We start from the raw sequence: 21,725 nt of genomic DNA, 5'->3' as shown, positions 1-21,725 counted from the left end.
ATGGCGGATAGCACCCAAACCACTGTATCAGCATTCGAAAAAACAATCGATGGTAAACAAACCCATTTATTTACCCTTAAAAACAAAAACGGCGTTATTGCAACCATCACCAATTATGGCGGCCGTGTGGTAAGCCTGTTAGTGCCCGATAAAAATGGCAAGTTAACTGATGTTGTTTTGGGTTTTGATGATGTGGAAGGTTTTGAAAAATCAACCGAACGTTATTATGGCGCTACTATTGGCCGTTACGGCAACCGTATTGCCAAAGGCCATTTTAAAATAGACGGTAAGGATTATCAATCGTCAATTAACAACACCCCCAATACGCTGCATGGTGGTAAACATGGTTTCCAGGAAGTGGTATGGGATGGTAAAATGATCGATTCATCTACCGTAGAGCTTACCTATCTTTCAAAAGATATGGAAGAAGGTTTCCCCGGCAACCTTAATGTTAAAGTAATTTACAGCCTTACCAACGATAATTCATTTAAGTGCCAGTACGAAGCTACAACTGATAAAAAAACAGTTGTTAACCTTACCAATCACGCGTTCTTCAACCTGAATGGCGAAGGCAGCGGTACTATCCTTGATCATTTGGTGCAGATAGATGCCGATAATTATTTGCCGGTTGACGCCGGTTTGATCCCTACCGGGAAACTTGAAAAAGTTGCAGGTACCCCGTTTGACTTCACTAAGCCCGAAACCATTGGCAAACGCATTAACGAAGACAATGTGCAGTTAAAAGATGGCAAAGGTTACGACCACAACTTTGTGCTTAACAAACATGATCTAAGCACTCCTATCGCTACAGTTATTGGCGACAAGAGCGGCATAAAAATGGAAGTGTTTACCGAAGAGCCGGGCTTACAGTTTTACAGCGGAAACTTTATGCAGGCTAAAAACGCAATGAAACGCGGTATCAAAGATGAGTACCGTACATCGTTCGCTATGGAAACCCAACATTTCCCTGATTCACCAAACCAGCCGCAATTCCCTTCAACCGAGTTAAAACCGGGCGATACTTATAAAACCCAATCGCTTTATAAGTTTTCAGTTGTAAAATAATTAACTGGTTCTCCGATATAAAAGTCTCGCCCAAACAGCGGGACTTTTTATTTTATATTAGTACAGATATTAACAGGAAACAAATATTTTATGAGCACCTGGCGAAAACGGGCTATTGAATGCCTCCCTTCCTCAAAAAAAGAGTTTGAAGATCCTGAAACCTCTATTTATGGCGTGTTCATGGAGCTATTACCTGCTACAGTAGCTGCCCATAAAAACAATGATACCGTACAACTCAAAAAGAATTATGAGTTTGCCGAATGGTGTTTGAGGCAAAAATCCGAAGACCTATGGAACGCTGCCGGAGTATCCTTTTATGAACATCTGGGTGATAAGACCGAAACACTTCAGACTATACATCTATGGGTTAAACAGGATACCTATATCAAAATAAGGTCGCTTTTGAAGCAAAGACTTAATGATGCCACTTTGAAAGCCATAGATAGCTTATATGGGCTAAGTAAGGGCAAGTTTAAAATATAATCTTTCCGCTATTATGTTTACCGTCATGATGTACTTGTTAAGCAGATTTAAAACAAAGCTTAACCTTTTATGGTTAAATGGTTAATTAATAACAATCTGTTTATCTATCTATAAAAAACATCATGAGTGATCATTCAACCGAACCAGAAGAAAAAGGATTTTTCGAGAAGGTTAAAGAAACAATTGAAAGCCTTTGGGAAGGCACAAAAGACAAAGCCGAAGACGTAAAAGAAGTAGCCGAAGAAAAATTTGAAGATATAAAGGACAAAGTAACCGCTAAAAAGGCAACCGCTACCCAAAAAGCAGCAGCCACAAAAAAAACGGTTATTAAAAAAGCTGACGAGGTAACTGCAAAAGCAAAAACTGAGGTAGCTGATGTAAAAGCTAAAGCCGAAACGAAAGCGAAAGCCATCACCGCCAAAGTAAAGGAGGATGCCGCTGCCGCTAAAAAAGTTGTTGCCGATGTAAAAGCTAAAGCAGCAACCAAGGCAAAGGCCGTTACAGCTAAAGCAAAAACCGAAGCCACAGAAGCTAAAAAAGCTGTTGCCTCAAAAACAGCTAAAGCGGCTACAACAGTTAAGAAAAAAGCTGTTACTGCCTCAAAGTAATTTACAGCCTTGCAGACTTACGAAGTTTTAAAAAACTTCGTAAGTCTTTGCCACATTTCCTCCTTGCCTACCCTCATTCAACATCGCCTAAAATAATTAGATTAAAATGCCTTGACATTAATTTAATTAATCGTAATATTGCAATATAATTATGGGAATTACCAAAACAGAAATATTCACCGACGAGCAGAACAAACTGGCTGTGCAGCTTAAAGCCATCGCGCATCCGGCACGCATTGCTATTCTTCAGCTCATTATTGAAGCAAAGGCTTGTATCTGCGGCGATCTGTCGACAGAATTAGGTTTGGCCCAGCCCACGGTGTCCCAACATCTTAAGGAATTAAAGAATGCAGGCCTTATACAAGGTACCATTGAAGGTGTAAGCGTTTGCTACTGCATTGAACCCGAAGCCTGGAAAAACCTGAATAATGAGTTGAATAAACTGTTCTCATCATACAAAGACTTTAATAACTGTTGTTAAAATTTTTTGATCATATCAATCGTAATATTGCAATACACAAATGAAAACAAACGAGGAATTAAAAGCATTGGTAAAGCTGAAATACAGCGAAATTGCCTTACAGGATAAGGATATCAATCAATCGTCATGCTGTGGCGCTGGCGGATGCTCAACCGAGGTTTATAACATCATGAGTGAAGATTATACCGAGTTGCAGGGCTACAACGCCAATGCAGACCTTGGTTTAGGCTGCGGTTTACCCACTCAGTTTGCTCAAATTAAAAAAGGCGATACCGTTATTGACCTTGGCAGCGGCGCGGGCAATGATTGCTTTATAGCACGCTCCGAAACCGGCGAAACGGGCAAAGTAATAGGCATTGATTTTACAGAAGCGATGATCAGCAAAGCCCGCGAAAATGCGGACAAGCTTGGTTTTAATAATGTGGAGTTTCGCTTGGGGGATATCGAGCATATGCCGGTAACAGCCAACGCTGCTGATGTAATTGTAAGCAACTGTGTATTAAACCTGGTGCCTGATAAAAACGCTGTTATTAAAGACATCTACCGGGTATTGAAACCAGGGGGCCACTTTAGCATTTCGGACATCGTATTAACCGGCGAATTACCTGAAAAGATCAGAACAGCCGCCGAAATGTATGCAGGCTGCGTATCAGGGGCTATTCAAAAAGAGGAATATCTTGAGCTGATCAGCAAAAATGGTTTTGCCAATATCATCGTACAAAAAGAAAAACCAATTATTATCCCGGATGATATATTGAGCAACTATCTATCGGCAGAAGAAATTGAGGAATTTAAAAACGGTAAGGGCGACATTGTAAGTGTCACAGTTTATGCCGAAAAACCTGAAGTAAAAACATGCTGCGAACCAGGCTGCTGTTAATAAAAAATTATGAAAAATGTATTAGTACTGTGCACAGGCAATAGTTGCCGGAGCCAGATAGCCGAAGGGTATTTAAAGCATTTTGCGGGCAGCAATGTCAATATATACAGCGCGGGTATCGAAACCCATGGTGTAAACCCCAAAGCTATTAAAACAATGGCAGAGGATCATATTGATATTTCCAATCATACCTCAAACCATGTGGATGAGTATACCAACATCCCTTTTGATTATTTAATAACCGTTTGCGATAATGCTAACGAAGCCTGCCCCTACTTTCCGGGGAATGTGAAACGCTTTCATTATAACTTCCCGGATCCGGCCAAAGCCCGCGGCACCGAAGATGAGGTAATGGATGAATTCAGAAAAGTGCGGGAACAGATCAAAGCGTATACCCAACAATTTGTAGAACAGCATTTAACCGAAGCGCAGTAATATGGCTGCCAATAATTGCACGCCGGTTGCTGAACGGAAACGGCTCGGCTTTATTGATCGCTACCTCACCATCTGGATTTTCCTGGCTATGGCTACGGGGGTTATAACAGGATATTTTATACCCTCGTCGTCCGATTTTATCAATTCGTTTTCGAGCGGGACTACTAATATTCCGTTGGCGATCGGCCTCATATTAATGATGTACCCGCCGCTTGCCAAAGTAAAATATGAGCAAATGGGCAGGGTATTTAAAGATGTAAAAGTGCTAAGTGCCTCCCTTGTTTTAAACTGGATAATAGGCCCCATCCTAATGTTCGTTTTAGCTGTCGTTTTCCTGCGCGGCTATCCCGAATATATGGCAGGACTGATACTGATTGGGCTTGCCCGTTGTATTGCCATGGTTGTAGTATGGAATGAGCTTGCCGATGGTAGCCGCGAATATGCGGCCGGCTTGATAGCCCTGAACAGTATTTTCCAGGTACTTTTATATAGCGTATATGCTTACATTTTTATAACCGTACTGCCGCCGCTGTTTGGCTTTAAAAGTCTTGAAATCCATATCACCATACTTCAAATTGCCAAAAGTGTGGGCATCTATCTCGGTATTCCTTTTGCCGCAGGCATTATAAGCCGTTATACGTTGATCAAACTAAAGGGCGAAGATTGGTTTCAGCAAAAATTTGTTCCCTTTATTTCGCCGGTAACGCTTATTGCGCTGTTGTTTACCATTATACTCATGTTTAGCCTTAAAGGGAGGCTTATAGTGCAAATCCCCATGGATGTGGTTCATATTGCCATACCATTGGTATTTTACTTTGCAATTATGTTCCTGCTCAGTTTTTTCATCGGCAAATATTTTGGCGCCGATTACTCAAAAAGCACATCCATTGCTTTTACGGCAACCGGCAATAATTTTGAACTGGCTATTGCAGTATCCATTGGTGTATTCGGTATTAACTCCGGGCAGGCTTTTACCGGAGTGATCGGTCCGCTGGTTGAGGTTCCGGCACTAATAGCACTGGTTAACGTGGCATTTTGGCTTCGCCGAAAATACTATAGTAATGAAGTGATGGCTAAAAACTGAAAGCAAAACGCTTAAGCTTAAAACAATATTTATTCCACAAAAAAAGCGATTGGATAACCAATCGCTTTTTTAATATTATTTAAGTTCCCAATCAGCGAGTTAGGGGCTTAAGCTTCAAACTTATAACCTACCCCTTTTACTGTAGCAACACAATCGTCGCCCAGTTTTTCGCGCAGTTTACGGATGTGTACATCAATAGTACGGTTAGTAACCACTACCGAATCTTCCCAGATGTTTTTAAGGATCACCTCGCGGGTGTAAACTTTGCCTGGTTTTGAGGCCAGCAGGTACAACAGCTCAAATTCTTTTTTCGCCAATACAACTTTAACACCGTTTTTGTAAACCAGGTAAGCTTCACGGTCAATAACCAGGTCGCCTATTTCCAGTTTATTATCAATTACGTCTTCGGCAGGGGCATTACGGCGAAGTATGGCATTTATGCGGCTAACCAGCGCGCGTGGTTTGATAGGTTTTGCAATGTAATCATCGGCACCTACGTTAAAACCGGCAATTTCGGAATACTCTTCGCTGCGGGCTGTTAAAAATACCATAAAGGTATTTTTAAACTCGGGCATGGTGCGCATAATACGACATGCTTCTATCCCATCCATTTTAGGCATCATGATATCCAGTACAATCAAATCGGGCAGGGCTTTCTTCGCTTCGGCAACAGCTTCCTGGCCGTTACGTGCTAAAAACACCTGGTAACCTTCCTTTTTGAGGTTATACTCAATCAGTTCTAAAATATCCGGTTCATCATCAACAATAAGTATTTTCTGTTTTGCGGTGCTGCTCATGTTGCGTTAATTTTTTTGTATAAAAGTATACGCTTTACAACAGCTAATAGTTAAGCTAATATTAACAAATTGTTAAACGTTACCTTATATTAACCGTAAGTTGAGGCTATTTAAATGTTTTATTTAAAAAAGCTTCAAGATCGGCGCCTGTAATATTCTTGGCAACAATGTTTCCCTGCGGATCGATAATGAAATTTGAAGGGATAGCTTCGATGTGGTAAAGCCTTTCTGTAGGGCCTTCAAAGCCGTTTAAATCAGAACCATGGGCCCAGGTAAGCTTATCATCGTTAATAGCTTTTTGCCATGGCGCCTTGTCTTTATCAAGCGAAACACCTAAAATATTAAACCCTTTACCTTTAAATGCATTGTATTGTTTAACCACGTTTGGATTTTCCTGGCGGCAGGGTTGGCACCATGAAGCCCAAAAATCAATCATTACATATTTGCCTTTGTAATCAGACAAATTAATTTGCTTGCCATCAATACCGTTAACGGTAAACTCAGGCGCTTTATGACCAAGTGATATCGGCTTAGCTTTATCCATTTGTGCAATAAACTTTTGCACGGTAGGGTTATCTTTAAAATCGCCCCTGATGTCATCGGCAAATTTAATCAGCTGCGCTTCGTATTTGGTAGGATCGAGCGTTGTAGCCGCATAAAAGCCTGCAAGCGACTTTTTGTTATCGTTCACAAATTTCAAAACAGCTTCACCGCTTTCATTCACATTCTTTAAAAATATAGGCATGTATATTTTCAGCAGCGAATCGTTACGTTCACCGTGCGATTTTTCCTGGTATTCGGCAAATAGTTTGGCGTTTTTATCGCCGTAAAGATTACTGATGCGGTTAAACTCTTTTATTTTATCCGAATCATCAGAACCTTTAATAATGTACTCGTGGTTTTTGTTGTTATTGTCTGTTTCAAAATCAATATCGTCGCCATTTTTAGCGATGAAATCATACAAATTCTCGCCCTGCATTTCGCTGCCCTGCGGCCCTGTACTGCCTATACGAAGTTTAAACAGGTTTGGATAAAGCGCAACATGCTTAAACTCAAACTTGCCGCCCTCGCCCAATGAAGTTGAATCAACAACTTTTAAACCCGAGCTATCAGCCTCAATCAAATAAACAGCTTTAAGATTACCCGGGTTTTTGATAGTCCCCGAAACGGCGAACTGCGATTCGTTTTTACAAGAGTACATGCCCGCGCTAAGCAATAACAGTGCGCCGGCAGCTATATTTTTAACTTCCATTTATTTAGCTTCTAATTCCTTTATCAACAGCTGGTTAGTTTTCTGCGGATCGATCTTGCCTTTTGAGCTTTTCATGATCTCGCCCATAAACAGGCCTAAAACGCCCTTTTTCCCCTTTTGGTATTCCTTAACCTTATCAGGGAACTTGGCGATAGCATCCTTTATAAAGCGGGTTACATCATCGCCATCGGCACTGATCAGCAGGTTAAGTTCTTTAGCCAGATCATCCGGTTTTTTACCCGGTTCTCTGACCATGGCAGGGAACAATTTGTGCGAAGCTACAGAATTATTTATCACCCCGGTGTCAATTAGTTTGATGAGGGAGGCAAGGTTTTGCGGTGTAACAGCAAAGTTACCAATGGTTTGATTATGATCATTCAGGTATGAACGTACAGCACCCATCAGCCAGTTGGCAGCAGCTTTATAATGATCGGTATGTTTTATCAGCGATTCAAAATAAAAAGCGGTATCCCTATCGGCAGTAATTACCGAAGCATCATAGGCCGTTAAACCCAATTGTTCGGTATACTTATGATATAACTGCGCGGGTAATGCAGGCAGGTTTTTGCGAATGTTTTCTACATACTCATTGGTGAGTTTCAGCGGCGGCAGGTCCGGCTCGGGAAAATAGCGGTAATCGTTGGCCATTTCTTTTGAGCGGAGTACCGAAGTTTCGCCGGTATCGGCATTAAAGTTCAGTGTGTTTTGATCGATATGGCCGCCGGCTTCAATAATATTAACCTGGCGTACAAACTCGTGCTCAATGGCCCGTTGCACGTTACGGATGGAGTTAAGGTTTTTTACCTCGCAACGGTTACCGTAAGCTGTCGCGCCTTTAAGCCTCACCGAGATATTGGCGTCGCAACGCATGCTGCCTTCTTCCATGTTGCCGTCACAAATATCGAGGTAGCGTAAGATCTTACGCATTTCGGTCAGGAACTGGCCTGCTTCTTCGGCACTGCGCATATCGGGTTCAGATACGATCTCCACCAGCGGCACACCGGCGCGGTTAAGGTCGATCAACGAATCGGCGTGGTGCTGATCATGCATACTTTTCCCGGCGTCCTCTTCCATGTGGATATGGTGCAGGGCGATATTCTTTTCGGTGCCGTCGGCCAGTTTCACAGGCACATAACCTTTCAGGCATATCGGCGCCTGGTCCTGGCTGATCTGGTAGCCTTTAGGCAAATCAGCATAAAAATAGTTTTTACGGGCGAAGCTATTATTAAGGTTGATAGTGCAATTACAGGCCAGGCCCATTTTAACTGCATACTCAACCGCTTTTTTATTGATAAAAGGCAGTGTACCAGGATGCCCCAGTGATACCGCGCTAACATGTCGGTTAGGTTCGGCACCAAAGGCAGCTGAATCTGCCGAGAATACCTTACTTGATGTGGATAGCTGGGCATGTACTTCGAGGCCTATCACCAACTCGTACTTTTCACCTAATCCGTCTGCGAGAACTGTCATAAAAATAAAAATTCAGCTATGATTTTACTGATGTATAAAAGTCAAATATATAAAGATTAATACAGTAAAAGCACCATTTTGCTTTTAAAACAACGGTAAAAGTACAATTATATAGTTGCAAGGTAGGGGTTATAGAGATTGCACCTGGTGATTGGAGATCAGGTGATGAGAATATTCAATTCAAATATGCCTGTCATCAGCATAATTAAACTTTCCGCACCTTTCGCCGTCTATTTATTTAAAAGGCACAGAAATTGAATAAGTGTCCATACTTAGATAGACACCATGAAAAAATTAATTTTAGGAATGCTTGCAGGATGTTTTTTACTTGCAGCTTCGGTTACAAAGGTAAATGCACAGGTAAATGTAAATTTAAACGTTGGCTTATGGAACCCACCTGCCGAATATGCCGGTGTTAATTATTATTACTTACCCGATGTAGAAAGCTATTATTATGCACCCACCCATCAATATGTTTATTTAGATGGCGGGAACTGGGTTTGGAGGCGCTCATTGCCGCCACGCTATGCCAGCTACAATATTGCAACAGGTTACAAAGTGGCCGTAAACCGTCCAAGAGCGTATACCTACTTTACACACGACCGTGATACCTATGCCCGCTACCGCGGTACAAAGAATGTTATAGTGCGAGACAACTACCGCACCAGGGTGGTGAACCGTACCCGCATTGTTAACCGCACAAGAGTGGTTAATCATTACCAAAAGCCGCATAAAACCGTAGTAAAACGTACCCGCGTAGTTGAACACCGTGGACACAAAAATGGACATCACCATTAATTATCCAATAAGGCTTTTGCTCAAAAAGCATATAAAATAAAAACGACCGCTTCTGTTGAGACGGTCGTTTTTCATTAAAAGTTATAAACCTCCGTCATTGCGAGGTACGAAGCAGTCCCCTATTAGCAGAGCAGCTTTGCAAATCTCTCTGTACAGTTCGCGATTGCTTCGTGCCCCGCAATGACACCGTTTTGATTTTTCCGCGGTCTACCCTACAAAGCTCCTTGCCTTCACCAGCACATTATCCAATCCGCTTACATCACTGCCGCCTGCGGTAGCGAAAAACGGCTGACCGCCGCCGCCGCCTTTAACCTCTTTGGCCAGCTCTTTTACGATATTACCGGCATGCAGGCCATTGTCCTTCACCAGGTTTTCGGCAATCATTACGGTAATGCTTGGCTTACCGTCGAAATCGGCAACCAGCACCAGGAACAAGTTGGATACGATGTCCTTCAGCTGATAAGCCAGGTTTTTAACTGCATCGGCATTGGGCAGGGCCACTTTTTGGGCGATGAAATTAATATCGCCAATAGCTTCTGCTTTTTGAGCCAGCTCGGTTTTTAAGCCTGATGATTTTTCGAGGATCGATTTCTCGATCTCTTTTTTCAGTTTAGCATTTTCGTCCAGCAAACCTTCAATGCTTTTTGAAAGATCCTTTGGATTTTTAAGCAGCTCCTTTAACTGGTTAACCAAAGCGTTTTGGGTAACGATGTATTTTTCGGCAGCAACACCGGTAATAGCCTCAATGCGGCGTACACCGGCGGCAACCGCGCTTTCGGCAATAATTTTGAAGAAACCTATTTGCCCGGTAGCTTTCACATGCGTACCGCCGCAAAGCTCTTTGCTAAAGTTATCATCAAAAGTGATCACGCGCACGTACTCGCCATATTTTTCACCAAACAAAGCAGTTACCCCGCTGCTGATAGCTTCGGCATATAAAACGCTGCGCTCCTCTTTCAGCGGGATATTTTCGCGCACCTTTTGGTTTACGATAGCTTCGATCTGCGCCAGCTCCTCATCGGTAACTTTAGCAAAGTGCGAAAAATCGAACCTCAGGTAATCGGCATTAACTAACGAACCTTTTTGGTTTACGTGTGTACCCAGCACCTGTTTCATTGCAGCATGCAGCAAGTGCGTGGCCGAGTGGTTACTATTAGTTTGGCCGCGTAAAGCAGGGTCAACAATAGCGGTTAAAGCATCGTCAATATCCTGCGGTAATTTATCGGTAAAGTGCACGATCAGGCCGTTCTCTTTTTTGGTATCGGTAACCAGGATGATCTCGCCATCCGGAAAAACCAGCTCGCCCTTATCCCCTACCTGGCCGCCGCTTTCAGCATAAAACGGTGTTTTATCCAATACCAGCTGATATTGCTCCTTACCTTTAGCAGTTACCTTACGGTATTTTACTATATGGGCTACAGTTTCTGTTTCATCATAACCGGTAAACTCAACCGATTCATCATCTTTTAATACGATCCAGTCGCCGGTATCAATGGCAGTGGCTGCGCGGGAACGTTCTTTTTGCTTTTGAAGTTCCTTTTCGAAACCTTCCAAATCAACAGTGAGTCCATTTTCACGAGCCATTAATTCAGTTAAATCTACCGGGAAACCGTAAGTATCGGACAATTCGAAAGCGACTTTTCCGGAAATAACTTTCACATCCCCCAACATAGATTCCCTGAATTTTCTGATACCTGACGATAATGTTCTCAAAAAAGACACTTCTTCTTCTAAAACAACTTTTTGTACAAAATCTTTTTGGTTGTACAGCTCATCAAATACCCCTTTAAACTGTTCTGCTAATATTGGCACTAACTGATTTATAAAGGGCCCCTTAAATCCCAAATATTGATAGCTATATCTTACTGCACGACGTAAAATTCGGCGGATTACATAACCTGCTTTGTTGTTTGAAGGTAATTGACCGTCAGCAATCGCAAAACTTATGGCCCGAATATGGTCAGCTATTACTCGCATCGCAACCGCATTATTCCAATTATCAGTATACTGTCCCCATCGATCTCCATAACCCGATCCATCTTCCTCACCAGCTCCACCTGCTGATCCGCCTCCAAATCCTTCACCAAATCCATCTCCAGCACCATCTCCAGTTCCCCCTAACTGAGCAATTTCATCATCGCTTAGCTCATCGTTAAAAGGTGTCGCAGAAGAATAATAAGTTTTGTGTGATTTTTGTGAGATAAATTGTATAAGTGGCTGGAAAACATCTGTATCGTAATTAGATGTCTTGCCCTGTAGCACACGTACCAGGCGTTCAAAACCCATCCCGGTATCAACGTGCTTATTAGGGAGAGGCTGCAATACACCACCTTTAAGGCGGTTAAACTGCATAAATACGTCGTTCCAGATCTCAATAACCTGGTCATGGTCAGCATTTACTAAGGTAGCGCCGCTTACTTCGGCACGCTCTTTATCCGGGCGGCTGTCAAAGTGAATCTCCGAGCAGGGGCCACATGGACCGGTTTCGCCCATTTCCCAGAAGTTGTCTTTTTTGTTACCGCGGAGGATGTGATCTTCATTCACATACTGTTTCCACAGTTCGTAGGTTTCGGTATCAGCTTCAAGGCCTTCCTTTTCGTCGCCTTCAAAATAGGTAACGTACAGGCGATCTTTAGGCAGTTTGTAAACTTCGGTAAGCAGTTCCCAGCTCCAGGCAATGGCTTCCTTTTTAAAGTAGTCGCCAAAGCTCCAGTTGCCCAGCATCTCAAACATGGTATGGTGATAGGTATCGATACCTACTTCTTCCAGATCGTTATGCTTGCCTGATACGCGTAAACAACGCTGCGTATCGGCTACGCGGGAGGCTTTGGGCGCCGCCTCGCCTAAAAATATATCTTTAAACTGGTTCATCCCCGCGTTGGTGAACATCAGGGTTGGATCGTTTTTAATTACAATTGGTGCCGAAGGAACGATGGTGTGTCCCTTTGAAACAAAAAAATCAAGAAAAGCCTGTCGTATTTCGGTAGCAGTCATAGGGAGCAAAGGTAAATAATAGTCGGGAAGTCAGAAAGTCCGGAAGTCGGAAAGTAGAAAGCGATTAATTATTTCGGATATCGGATTTTCAATTTCGGATTTATTTATTAATTATAGTCGATTTATCCCTCGTTCGTCGATACATATTAGTGCAATTCACCTTATTTGCTTTAAATTTGTATATGGAAACTTTAAGAGTAGACATTCAAAACGAACAGGAGAAACGAGTACTCCTGGCTTTTCTTGATAGTTTGGATTATAACTACCGTATAGATAATGAAAGCGATGCTGTGCTTGAGCAGCAAGCTAAAGATCTGGAGCAGCGAAAAGCCGATTTTTTAGCAGGAAAAACCACATCCCTACCCTGGAGTGAAACCAAATAGCTGACACAACGACGATTAATGTACGCCGGCCAGAGGCCGTGAAATAGCTGACACCCGGCTGGAGCCGGGCGACGGCAAATATTGCGGCAACATACTGGCTAATACAAAATTCCGAAATCGAAATTCCCAATTCCGAAATCAAATAGATACATTTGTATTATGCCTTATAAAGAACGTGAAATAAGCAAGATGTACTACACCATGGGCGAGGTATCGGCCATGTTTGATGTTAATCAGTCGCTTATACGTTTTTACGAAAAGGAATTTGATGTGCTGCAGCCCAAGAAAAACAAAAAGGGCAACCGGTATTTCACTCCCGAGGATATAGAAAATTTCAAGGTCATCTTCCACCTTATCCGTGACAAGGGCTATACTTTAAATGGCGCCAAAGAACACCTTAAAAACAACATGGGCGATACCAGGGATAACCAGCGCGTTATCGATTCGCTCGAAAACCTTAAAAAATTCCTGCTTGAGGTGCGCGACCAGTTGTAATCCTCCGCATAAAAACTATCTTTATTTCTAAAAACTATCGGGTTAACCTATAACCATGCAATCACCTGTAATAACAATCCGTAACTAAAATATGATCGCTAATCATAAGGGCGAGATCCCGGTTGTTATTCTACTCCTCCCTTTTTTATTGGGTATAAGTATTGGTATCCATTTCAGCTCCGGAATATATTTAATGCCTTTGGCAGTTGGTTTTACAAGTCTGCTGATATTATTTCTGCTGCTCAATTTTTATTACAACCGCTTTAAAGTTTACAAAAAACGATGGCTTGGCGGGATAACCATTCACCTGTTATTGTTCCTTGCAGGCTGGATAGCCGCCATCAACAATAACGAGCTTAACAGTCCCAGACATTTCTCCAAGCTCCCTGCACAAACACTGCTTGTGCGCATTAACAATGAACCGCAAATAAAAAACGGACTGATCCGCTTTACAGCCAATGTTGTGGCAAGCATCAATCAAAAACAACCAGCCGTAGCAACCGGGACGTTGATGATCACTATAAAAGACAGCAGCGCAATCAAACTGGCTTATGGCGATGAACTGATCATACCCGGCAAGTACACCCCTATCGACCCTCCTTTTAACCCCGCCGAGTTCAGCTATAAAAAGTACATGGCGCACCAAAACATTTATTACCAGGAGTTTTTATATCCGGGACAATACCGCCTGGTGCAATCACACGCCGGCAACGTATTCATAGCAAACGCATTGGCGCTAAGGCGGGAAATGGTTCAGAAACTAAAACAGCAACTGCATGATCCAAACGCGATAGCTGTAGCTTCTACGTTAATATTGGGTTACAAAGCCGACCTAAGTGAAGATGTATTGCAAGCCTATTCCAAAACCGGCACCATCCATGTGTTATCGGTTTCTGGTGCGCATGTGGCCATCATTTGGGCTTTGCTGGCATTTATGCTCAATTTCCTGAACAGGTTCAGGCACGGCAGGGTGGTCAGGGCGATCATCATTATTCTCATCATCTGGTATTATGCCATGCTCACCGGCTTTTCGCCTGCGGTTTGCCGGGCAGCGGTGATGATCAGCACGGTTATCATCGGCAAAACTTATAACCGGTATATCAACAATTTAAACATCCTGGCTATATCGGCTTTCATATTATTGCTTTATAATCCTTTGTTGATAACCGACGTTGGCTTTCAGCTTTCATACCTTGCAGTTGCCGGGCTTGTTGTTTTACAACCTGTGGTTTATGCATGGTTTACGTTTAACAATAATTGGGTTGATAAAATCTGGCTTCCGTGTTCGGTATCTATAGCTGCTCAGGTTATTACATTTCCGCTGAGCGCTTTTTATTTTCACCAGTTCCCGGTTTATTTTTTGTTTAGCAACTTGTTCATCATCATTCCTACAGCTGTTATTATGTACAGCGGGATCTTTTACCTGCTATTACCACAAATCCCCTTCGTATCTGCCGGCCTTGCCTGGCTGCTCGAAAAAACCATCCTGCTCATGAACTATGTACTGGCATCGGTTGAGCAGCTGCCCTTTGCAAGCATCAGTAAAATTTGGCTTACTGCAACCGAGTACCTGCTGCTTTATGCCATTATTATATGTGTGTTTTACTTTTTGTATGATAGAAAAGCCTGGTTGTTACGAGCGGGCATTGCATTGGTATTCATATTCGCGGTAAGCATCAGCATCAAAAGATATCGCTCATACAGTACAAACAGCATAGCTTTTTTAAATCTGCGTAAAAACACCGGGATAGTATTTAAAAGTAGCAATCACGCCATTATACTAACTAACCTTGCCGATACCGACAAAAACTACAATTATTCCATCAGGCCATACCTGGATAGCTGTAAAATAAGTGATGCTATTTTGTACAAACCCGACCAGGAGATCCGGTCGGCATTTTTAAAAAAACAAGGAGATTTTATACAGTTCCGGGATCAATCTGTAGCCATCATCAATAAAAGCTTTATAGATACTTTATCGAACATAAAACTAAAGACCGACTACCTGTACATTACAGAGAACCCTAAAATTTCGCTTGCTATTATTAATAAAAATCACGAATATCATACCATAATTATTGATGCCACCAATGCCCCTAAAACTGTGCAGCTTATTGTGGACCAGGCACGTGCCCAGCATGTCAATTATGTAGCATTAAAACGTAACAAATCGTTCATAACGGCATCTAATTGAAAAACATATTAAACTACGTACCTTTAAATTTGTCTTTTAATTAATAAAAGTTAATTTGGTATTAAATCAAACTCAAAACATGAACATTAAAATTTTCAATGTTGCTTTAGGCCTTGCCCTTACCGCAACAGCTATCAGCGCAAACGCCCAAAAAGCTTACAAAGAGGGTGTGGTAACTATTTCAACGGCTATGCAGGGACAACAGGTTGAAGCTAAAAGTTATTTCCGCGCCGATTCGGCCGCTATGCAATTTACTACAGGGCCCGCTACCATAAAAATATTAACCGATGCCGATGGCAAATCATTAGTTGTAATGGTTGATGTACCTGTTGCATCTATCAAAAAAGCAGCAGTAGCAACACCAGATGAGGTTGATCAGGCCCTGGCAACCCTGCCTACGCTTACTTTTGCTCCTGGTACCGAAACCAAGGTAATTTCGGGCTTTAACTGCAAAAAAGTAGTTGCTACCGATACCAAAACAAGTAAAACTTACGATGTATGGGTAACCAACGATGTTACTTTACCTGTAACCGGTATTGCTAAATATTACCGCAGCATTGGTGGCTTCCCTGTGCAGTACACTTCATTTTCGCAAGGCCAAAGCACCGAGGTTACTGTTAAAAGCATAACCGAACAAAAAAACCCTGCCGGTACATTCGGGATCCCTGCTGATTTTGAAAAGATCACCCTGGATGACCTGAAAGCTATGAGCGGCGGCAGGTAATCGAAAATATTTCATTAACAATTCATTAAAGGTTCCTTAACATTGTAGCAAATATTATTTTTGTTATACCAATGTTAAGGAACCTTTTCAGTTTTTTCAGATTCTTTGTCTTCTGGCTCGTCTTCTTCGCTATAACGAGGGCTACGTTTGAGATCTATTTTCTGCACAAGCTTGATAACGCCCGGATGGGTGAAATCCTTCAAACGTTTTTCTGGGGCTTAAGGCTTGATGTTTCGGCAACTGCTTATATCTGCATCATACCAATCGTTGTATTCGCCATCAACTGGTTCATTCCAAAGGTTAGGATAAAGCCCATCTGGTTAAAAACATATGTTTGGTTTTGCCTGTTCTGTATCTCGTTAAACACTGTACTTAACTTCAATATTTTTCGCGAGTGGGGCACCAAGGTTAGTTTCAGGGTATTTACATCCTTTTACCATGCCCCTTCAGAGGCAATCGCATCAAGCGGCTCATCGCCGGTTGGTAAATGCATTTTTATCGGGATTGCCTTACTGGCAACAGGCATAGTTTTATCTCATTTCATTATCAATTATCAGTTTAAAAAGCCCGATGCCCGGCCAAGCCTTAAGGTTTCGCTTACCACACTGCTGCTTTTTGTAAATTTTGTGCTGATGCGCGGCGGCTTGCAAGCCAAGCCCGTAAGTCAAAACTCTGCCTATTTCTCCGAAAAGCAGATCCTGAACCAAAGCGCCCTCAACACTGAGTGGAACCTGTTCAACAATGTGTTTGAAAATTTGCGCAAACCTTATAACCCCTATACTTATCTGCAACCACAAGAAGCATTAAAACTGGTTGAAGATTTATATAACGTTAAAACTGACCCGACCACGCAAATACTAACTACTCCACGACCTAATGTGGTGATCATCCAGTTGGAAAGTTATACAGCCGATGTGATCGAATCATTAGACGGAGATAAAGGCGTAGCGCCAAACTTTGAGAAGTTTATCAAAGGCGGATTGTTCTTTAACAACATTTACGCCTCCGGCGATCGTACCGACAAAGGCATTGTAGCCCTTATGAGTGGCTTTCCATCCCAGGCTATCCGCACCATTATCAGTGATACGGTTAAACATAAAAAGCTTCCGGCTATATCTGCATCATTTAAAAATGCAGGTTATGAAACCGCTTATTTTTATGGAGGTAAAAGTAATTACATGAATTTCGATAAGTTCATGACTTCGCACAATATCGATCATATTATCGATGAAGCCAGCTTTGATAACAGCCATATAAAAACACAATGGGGTGTTTATGATGATGACCTTCTTACCCGAAACCTTCAATATTTGGTCCGGCAAAAACAGCCGTTCTTTAACTATGTGCAAACATCATCAAATCATGAGCCTTTTGTACTACCTGTTAAACATCATTTTGACGATGATGCTGATGTAAGCAACAAATTCAGAAGCACAGCCTATTTTACCGACTCGTGCCTGAACGCTTATTTTGAGCAGGCCAGAAAACAATCCTGGTATAAAAACACACTGTTTATATTAGTGGCTGATCACGGCCACCGCCTGCCCCGCAATACCGCCGAGGCTTACGACCCGGCCAAATACCACATCCCGTTATTGTTTTTTGGCGAGGTGATCAAGCCCCAATACCGGGGCAAAAAGATCAGCAAACTGGGCGGACAAACAGATGTTGCGGCTACTCTGCTGGCGCAATTAGGCATGCCTCACAATCAGTTTAAATGGTCGAAAGATTTATTAAACCCCAATACTAAAGATTTTGCTTTTTTTGATTGGGATAACGGTTTCGGCTTTATGCAACCGGGACAGGTTGTATCTTATGATAATTCCGGGCGTACCATGATCTACAATAGCAAGCCCAATGCTGATGTACGGAACACCCAAGCCGCGCTTGCTTATGGGAAAGCTTACCTGCAGCAGGTGTTTACGGAGTACATGGGGTATTGATTATCCCAAACGCGTCATTGCGTTGCGAGACGAAGCAATCCCCTATAAACAGGTCCGCCCTGTACGGTTTGGGATTGCTTCGTTCCTTATAATGACGTGATTGTAAGTTATTGATTATTAAGTGTGTTTTAGGAGACGATTTTTATAATATGGGCGTTGCCTGCGGCCGGGCTGTACGCTCATACTGCACAGGCATTATCCGTTGGCTAACGGACGGTATCCGCTCCCATCCCTAACGCGGCCCACACACCATCCCTGAAATATATTCTACACGTCATCACGGTTTTTTTCAGGGTTGCCCTGACGGTTACTCGCAATGACGGGAGTTTACAAAGCTATTTCCTTACCCAACTGCACAACCCATTGGTTAAACAGTTTGGTTTCAAATTCGACAGATTTTTGAGCGTGCAGCTCCCAATCTGGGGAAAAATGCTGTAGTTGATTGATCATTTCTTCCAGGTGGCCTTCCTCTTCTAAAATGATGGATTTTACGTTCACTTTACTACCCGCCTCGTCAAGGGCATCCTGGTATATAGGATAAAGTTCATCAGCACGAACCTCAATAGCATAGGTAACCAGCAGATAGGCGGCAAAACGGAGTTCAGCACCTTTCAGGTTAAGTTCAGTTTTAAGGTAACGGCACACATCTACATCCAGTTGGTTTAAATAATATTTGCTTGAGCCGGGGGCCAGCAGGTATTCAGCAGCATAAGTTGGTAATGTTACGCCTGTTTTTTCCAGTTGTTTTTTAAGGTAGAAGGCATGACGGTGTTCTTCGGCAGCATGCTTTAATATGATATAAGTAACCGTAAGCGGGTCTTCGCTGGCCGAGATCTTGCGCGCACCGGTGTTTTCCATTAATGATAATGTATTTAACCAGCGAGAGTGCAGTTCGTTATCGGCTATTATAGTAGGTAGTATTTTGTTCAGCATAATTTATAATTCTTCAAGGGCTTGCTCAATTTTGCTGTAAACATAATTGAGTTGCTCATTAGTAATGCAATATGGCGGTAAAATATAAATAACGTTACCTAAAGGGCGCAATATGATCCCTGCGGCCAAAAAGTAATGATACAATTGATCTCTGAGCGAACTGAAGTAGGAAGTATTATCACCTGTTTCCCATTCCATGGCCAGGATCGTGCCGGTTTGCCTTACTGTTTTTATTTTAGGGTGATTGCGGATCTTATCTGCAAATGCAGTATGGGCAGCTTTGATCCTGGCAATATTTTCTGCCGTTTCAGGCTGTTGAAACAGATCCAGGCTTGCTAATGCCGAGGCACAGGCTATAGGGTTAGCAGTGAATGAATGCCCGTGAAAAAGGGTTTTCAGTTTATCATCCGATAAAAAGGCGTCATAAGTCTGCTGCGTACAGGTAGTTAACCCAAGGGCCATGGTCCCCCCTGTAAGCCCTTTGGAAAAACACATGATATCCGGCTCAACTTGTACATGGTTTGTAGCGAAAGGTTTGCCGGTACGTCCGAAACCGGTGAAAACTTCATCCGCAATCAGCATCACTTCCTCCTCACGGCAATGTGCCATCAATTCATCCAGATATTCGGCCTCATACATGATCATCCCTGCCGAGCCCTGAACAAGCGGCTCAAAAATAAAGCAGGCAGTTTGAGATTTGAGATTTGAGATTTGAGATTTGAGACGTTCGATATTTTCTTTGGTAGGGATATCGATAAATTCCACCTCAAAAAGCAAGCTATCAAAAGCTTTGGTAAACGCACTGCGGCCGCTTACAGCCATAGCGCCGAAGGTATCGCCATGATAAGCGTTATTAAAAGCGATGATTTTAGTACGTTGGTCGCCTTTGTTAAGCCAGTATTGCAGGCACATTTTTATGGCTACTTCAATTGCAGTTGAGCCATTATCCGAGTAAAAGGCTTTCTTCTGATTAGCCGGTAAAATGGCAAGCAGGCGTTCGGCCAGTTCAACAGCACCTTCATGGGTAAAACCCGCAAAAATCACGTGCTCCAGTTTATGCAGCTGCTCCGATACTTTTTTAGCGATATAGGGATGTGCATGCCCGTGGATATTTACCCACCATGACGATACCGCATCTATATATTGTTTTCCTTCTTCATCAAATAACAGCGCCCCTTCGCCGCGTACAATGCCTACAGGCGGCTGCGCAGTTTTCATTTGGGTATAGGGGTGCCATATTACTTTTAAATCCCTTTCGGTAAGGCTCATAGTTCGTTTTGTAAAAGTTCAACCACACGCTTATCTGTCGGGAATTCAAAATCGGCTACACTCAAAGCGGTAAGCGGCACCCATCTGAAAGCCTGCAACACCTCTCCTTCTCCGTCAAAATCAAATGCAACGGCTTTAATATTCAAATTAATCGGGGTAATGCTTCTCACCAGATAATATACACTGATCACCTGCGAGTTATTAAAGGCTGATTTTACTGCGAAATCGGTAGTGTAAAAATGACCGACAACTTCAATCTCTATATTGCATTCTTCCATAAACTCGCGTTTAAGCCCGTCAATCAGGCCCTCACCAAGTTCCAGGCCCCCGCCCGGGAATTTTGAAAAACGAATGCCATATTCCTGTTCATCGCTTATCAGCAATTCATCATCATCGTTCAGCAACAGGCCGTAAACCCTTACATTAAAGTATTCCATTATTCAAAGTGTTTTTTATTACGTACAACCTTTTCCATTGTCCAGGCAATGGTTTCGGTTTTTGCTTCCGACCGGATAGGGCAATTAGGCATACTGCAGTAGTGGCAGCAATTGGGCACACAAGGATCAGCGTGGATAAAAAGCTCCGTTTTGATGCCCATATCATTATTGATCATCTTATCAACCAATGATATTTCCGTATGTACTGTGTTCAAATCAAAATAGTTAGGCAGCGTCATGTGACAGTCGATATGCAGCTCATGGCCATATTTCTGCGCACGCAGGTTATGTACATCAATCCATGACTCCCGGCGTTTTTCACTTAAAACATGCACAATATCGGTTACTACCTGAAAATCGGCTTCGTCCATCAACCCTCCTACCGATTTACGCACCAGTTTGTAACTGCTGTATACTATATAAAGGCCAACCAGTATAGACAATACACTATCCAGCCATAAAATCCTTGTAAATTCAATTAATAATAAGCCCACCACCAAACCACCGCTGGTAACGGTATCTGCTAATAAATGCCGACCGTCGGCATCAAGGGTCATAGAGCGAAGTTCTTTACCCTTCCGAATCATGTAATAGCCAAGCGCTCCATTAATGGTACCTGTAATACCTATAATAATAGCGCCTGTAAACAGATCATGGATAATATTGGGGAAGAAAAAGCTGTAAACCGATTTTACGATGATAATGCAGCCTGCAATGCCTATTAATGAACCTTCAATAAAAACAGAAAAGAACTCCACTTTACCGTGCCCGTAAGGGTGATTTTCATCACGCGGCAAAGCCGACAGATAAATACTATAAAAGGCAAATGAGCTTGCTATGACGTTTACAATACTTTCGGCGGCATCGGTAAGTACAAAATTGGAGGCTGTTAAAAAGTAGGCGCCAAATTTCGCCAGCATCAGCACAATCCCCGTTATCAGCGAAATTAATATGATCCTTTTTTGTTGATTCAAAGCAAGGTGTTATTAGGCCGCAAATT

Annotated in this window: 21 protein-coding genes; 13 read left to right on the top strand and 8 right to left on the bottom strand. The window is 42.5% G+C overall.

Annotated elements, in window-relative coordinates:
• From SNE26_RS04105 to arsB, 7 genes are all read left to right on the top strand, one after another.
• Entirely contained in the window at nt 1–1,065 is a 1,065-nt protein-coding gene (locus tag SNE26_RS04105; protein WP_321558103.1) for an aldose epimerase family protein, read from the top strand.
• Nucleotides 1,066–1,155: 90 nt separating this feature from the next.
• Nucleotides 1,156–1,548: a hypothetical protein gene (locus SNE26_RS04100; protein ID WP_321558102.1), complete on the top strand. Its 393-nt coding sequence runs from the start codon at nt 1,156–1,158 to the stop codon at nt 1,546–1,548.
• 122 nt (nt 1,549–1,670) lie between these two features.
• On the top strand, nt 1,671–2,156 hold the full coding sequence (locus tag SNE26_RS04095) for a hypothetical protein (RefSeq protein WP_321558101.1): 486 nt from the start codon (nt 1,671–1,673) through the stop codon (nt 2,154–2,156).
• A 151-nt stretch (nt 2,157–2,307) separates the two neighbouring features.
• On the top strand, nt 2,308–2,637 hold the full coding sequence (locus tag SNE26_RS04090; RefSeq protein WP_321558100.1) for a metalloregulator ArsR/SmtB family transcription factor: 330 nt from the start codon (nt 2,308–2,310) through the stop codon (nt 2,635–2,637).
• 40 nt (nt 2,638–2,677) lie between these two features.
• Nucleotides 2,678–3,517 carry an arsenite methyltransferase gene (locus SNE26_RS04085; RefSeq protein ID WP_321558099.1) on the top strand — a complete coding sequence of 280 codons (840 nt, stop codon included), beginning with the start codon at nt 2,678–2,680 and terminating at the stop codon, nt 3,515–3,517.
• Between the two features lie 9 nt (nt 3,518–3,526).
• Nucleotides 3,527–3,952, top strand: a complete 426-nt coding sequence (locus SNE26_RS04080; protein ID WP_321558098.1) for an arsenate reductase ArsC — start codon at nt 3,527–3,529, stop codon at nt 3,950–3,952.
• A 1-nt stretch (nt 3,953) separates the two neighbouring features.
• Nucleotides 3,954–5,036, top strand: coding sequence for an ACR3 family arsenite efflux transporter (gene arsB / locus SNE26_RS04075; RefSeq protein WP_321558097.1), 1,083 nt, complete (start codon nt 3,954–3,956; stop codon nt 5,034–5,036).
• Nucleotides 5,037–5,143: 107 nt separating this feature from the next.
• Here arsB and SNE26_RS04070 read toward each other — a convergent pair whose 3' ends face one another.
• The 3 genes from SNE26_RS04070 to gatB form a co-directional block, all read right to left on the bottom strand.
• Complete coding sequence (locus SNE26_RS04070) at nt 5,144–5,833, bottom strand: response regulator transcription factor (RefSeq protein WP_022831601.1); 690 nt, start codon at nt 5,831–5,833, stop codon at nt 5,144–5,146.
• 106 nt (nt 5,834–5,939) lie between these two features.
• Nucleotides 5,940–7,085 (bottom strand): TlpA disulfide reductase family protein, encoded by a 1,146-nt coding sequence (locus SNE26_RS04065; RefSeq protein ID WP_321558096.1) that lies wholly within the window; start codon nt 7,083–7,085, stop codon nt 5,940–5,942.
• Nucleotides 7,086–8,555, bottom strand: a complete 1,470-nt coding sequence (gene gatB, locus SNE26_RS04060) for an Asp-tRNA(Asn)/Glu-tRNA(Gln) amidotransferase subunit GatB (protein WP_321558095.1) — start codon at nt 8,553–8,555, stop codon at nt 7,086–7,088. It abuts the gene before it with no gap.
• A 285-nt stretch (nt 8,556–8,840) separates the two neighbouring features.
• On the opposite strand from gatB, the gene SNE26_RS04055 reads away from it, so the two are divergent.
• The gene (locus tag SNE26_RS04055; RefSeq protein WP_321558094.1) at nt 8,841–9,353 is read left to right on the top strand and encodes a hypothetical protein; all 513 of its coding nucleotides are present in this window, start codon (nt 8,841–8,843) and stop codon (nt 9,351–9,353) included.
• Between the two features lie 207 nt (nt 9,354–9,560).
• On the opposite strand, the gene alaS is transcribed toward SNE26_RS04055, so the two are convergent.
• Nucleotides 9,561–12,347 (bottom strand): alanine--tRNA ligase, encoded by a 2,787-nt coding sequence (alaS, locus tag SNE26_RS04050; protein WP_321558093.1) that lies wholly within the window; start codon nt 12,345–12,347, stop codon nt 9,561–9,563.
• Nucleotides 12,348–12,529: 182 nt separating this feature from the next.
• On the opposite strand from alaS, the gene SNE26_RS04045 reads away from it, so the two are divergent.
• The 5 genes from SNE26_RS04045 to SNE26_RS04025 all read left to right on the top strand — a co-directional run bounded on the left by SNE26_RS04045 (nt 12,530) and on the right by SNE26_RS04025 (nt 18,086).
• Entirely contained in the window at nt 12,530–12,730 is a 201-nt protein-coding gene (locus SNE26_RS04045) for an addiction module protein (RefSeq protein ID WP_321558092.1), read from the top strand.
• A gap of 159 nt (nt 12,731–12,889) precedes the next feature.
• The gene (locus SNE26_RS04040; protein ID WP_321558091.1) at nt 12,890–13,225 is read left to right on the top strand and encodes a MerR family transcriptional regulator; all 336 of its coding nucleotides are present in this window, start codon (nt 12,890–12,892) and stop codon (nt 13,223–13,225) included.
• 91 nt (nt 13,226–13,316) lie between these two features.
• On the top strand, nt 13,317–15,419 hold the full coding sequence (locus SNE26_RS04035) for a ComEC/Rec2 family competence protein (protein WP_321558090.1): 2,103 nt from the start codon (nt 13,317–13,319) through the stop codon (nt 15,417–15,419).
• 79 nt (nt 15,420–15,498) lie between these two features.
• Nucleotides 15,499–16,143 (top strand): hypothetical protein, encoded by a 645-nt coding sequence (locus SNE26_RS04030; RefSeq protein ID WP_321558089.1) that lies wholly within the window; start codon nt 15,499–15,501, stop codon nt 16,141–16,143.
• A gap of 71 nt (nt 16,144–16,214) precedes the next feature.
• Nucleotides 16,215–18,086, top strand: coding sequence for a sulfatase-like hydrolase/transferase (locus tag SNE26_RS04025; RefSeq protein WP_321558088.1), 1,872 nt, complete (start codon nt 16,215–16,217; stop codon nt 18,084–18,086).
• Between the two features lie 327 nt (nt 18,087–18,413).
• Here the strand turns inward: SNE26_RS04025 and SNE26_RS04020 are convergent, their stop codons facing one another.
• Genes SNE26_RS04020 through SNE26_RS04005 form a run of 4 tightly spaced genes read right to left on the bottom strand, consistent with a single transcriptional unit; the run spans nt 18,414 to nt 21,699 of the window.
• A complete protein-coding gene (locus tag SNE26_RS04020; protein WP_321558087.1) occupies nt 18,414–19,019 on the bottom strand; it encodes a hypothetical protein in 606 nt (201 codons plus the stop codon).
• Between the two features lie 3 nt (nt 19,020–19,022).
• Nucleotides 19,023–20,288, bottom strand: coding sequence for an adenosylmethionine--8-amino-7-oxononanoate transaminase (gene bioA, locus SNE26_RS04015; RefSeq protein WP_321558086.1), 1,266 nt, complete (start codon nt 20,286–20,288; stop codon nt 19,023–19,025).
• Nucleotides 20,285–20,725 carry an NUDIX domain-containing protein gene (locus tag SNE26_RS04010; protein ID WP_321558085.1) on the bottom strand — a complete coding sequence of 147 codons (441 nt, stop codon included), beginning with the start codon at nt 20,723–20,725 and terminating at the stop codon, nt 20,285–20,287. Before SNE26_RS04010 ends, bioA begins: the two co-directional genes overlap by 4 nt.
• Nucleotides 20,725–21,699 (bottom strand): cation diffusion facilitator family transporter, encoded by a 975-nt coding sequence (locus SNE26_RS04005; RefSeq protein ID WP_321558084.1) that lies wholly within the window; start codon nt 21,697–21,699, stop codon nt 20,725–20,727. The genes SNE26_RS04010 and SNE26_RS04005 overlap by 1 nt, the downstream gene beginning before the upstream one ends.
• Between the last annotated feature and the right edge of the window lie 26 nt (nt 21,700–21,725).

This window comes from Mucilaginibacter sp. cycad4 (assembly GCF_034263275.1).
Taxonomy (GTDB): domain Bacteria; phylum Bacteroidota; class Bacteroidia; order Sphingobacteriales; family Sphingobacteriaceae; genus Mucilaginibacter.
The sequence above is the reverse complement of the archived record's forward strand: the minus strand, read 5'-3'. Positions and strand labels throughout refer to the sequence as shown.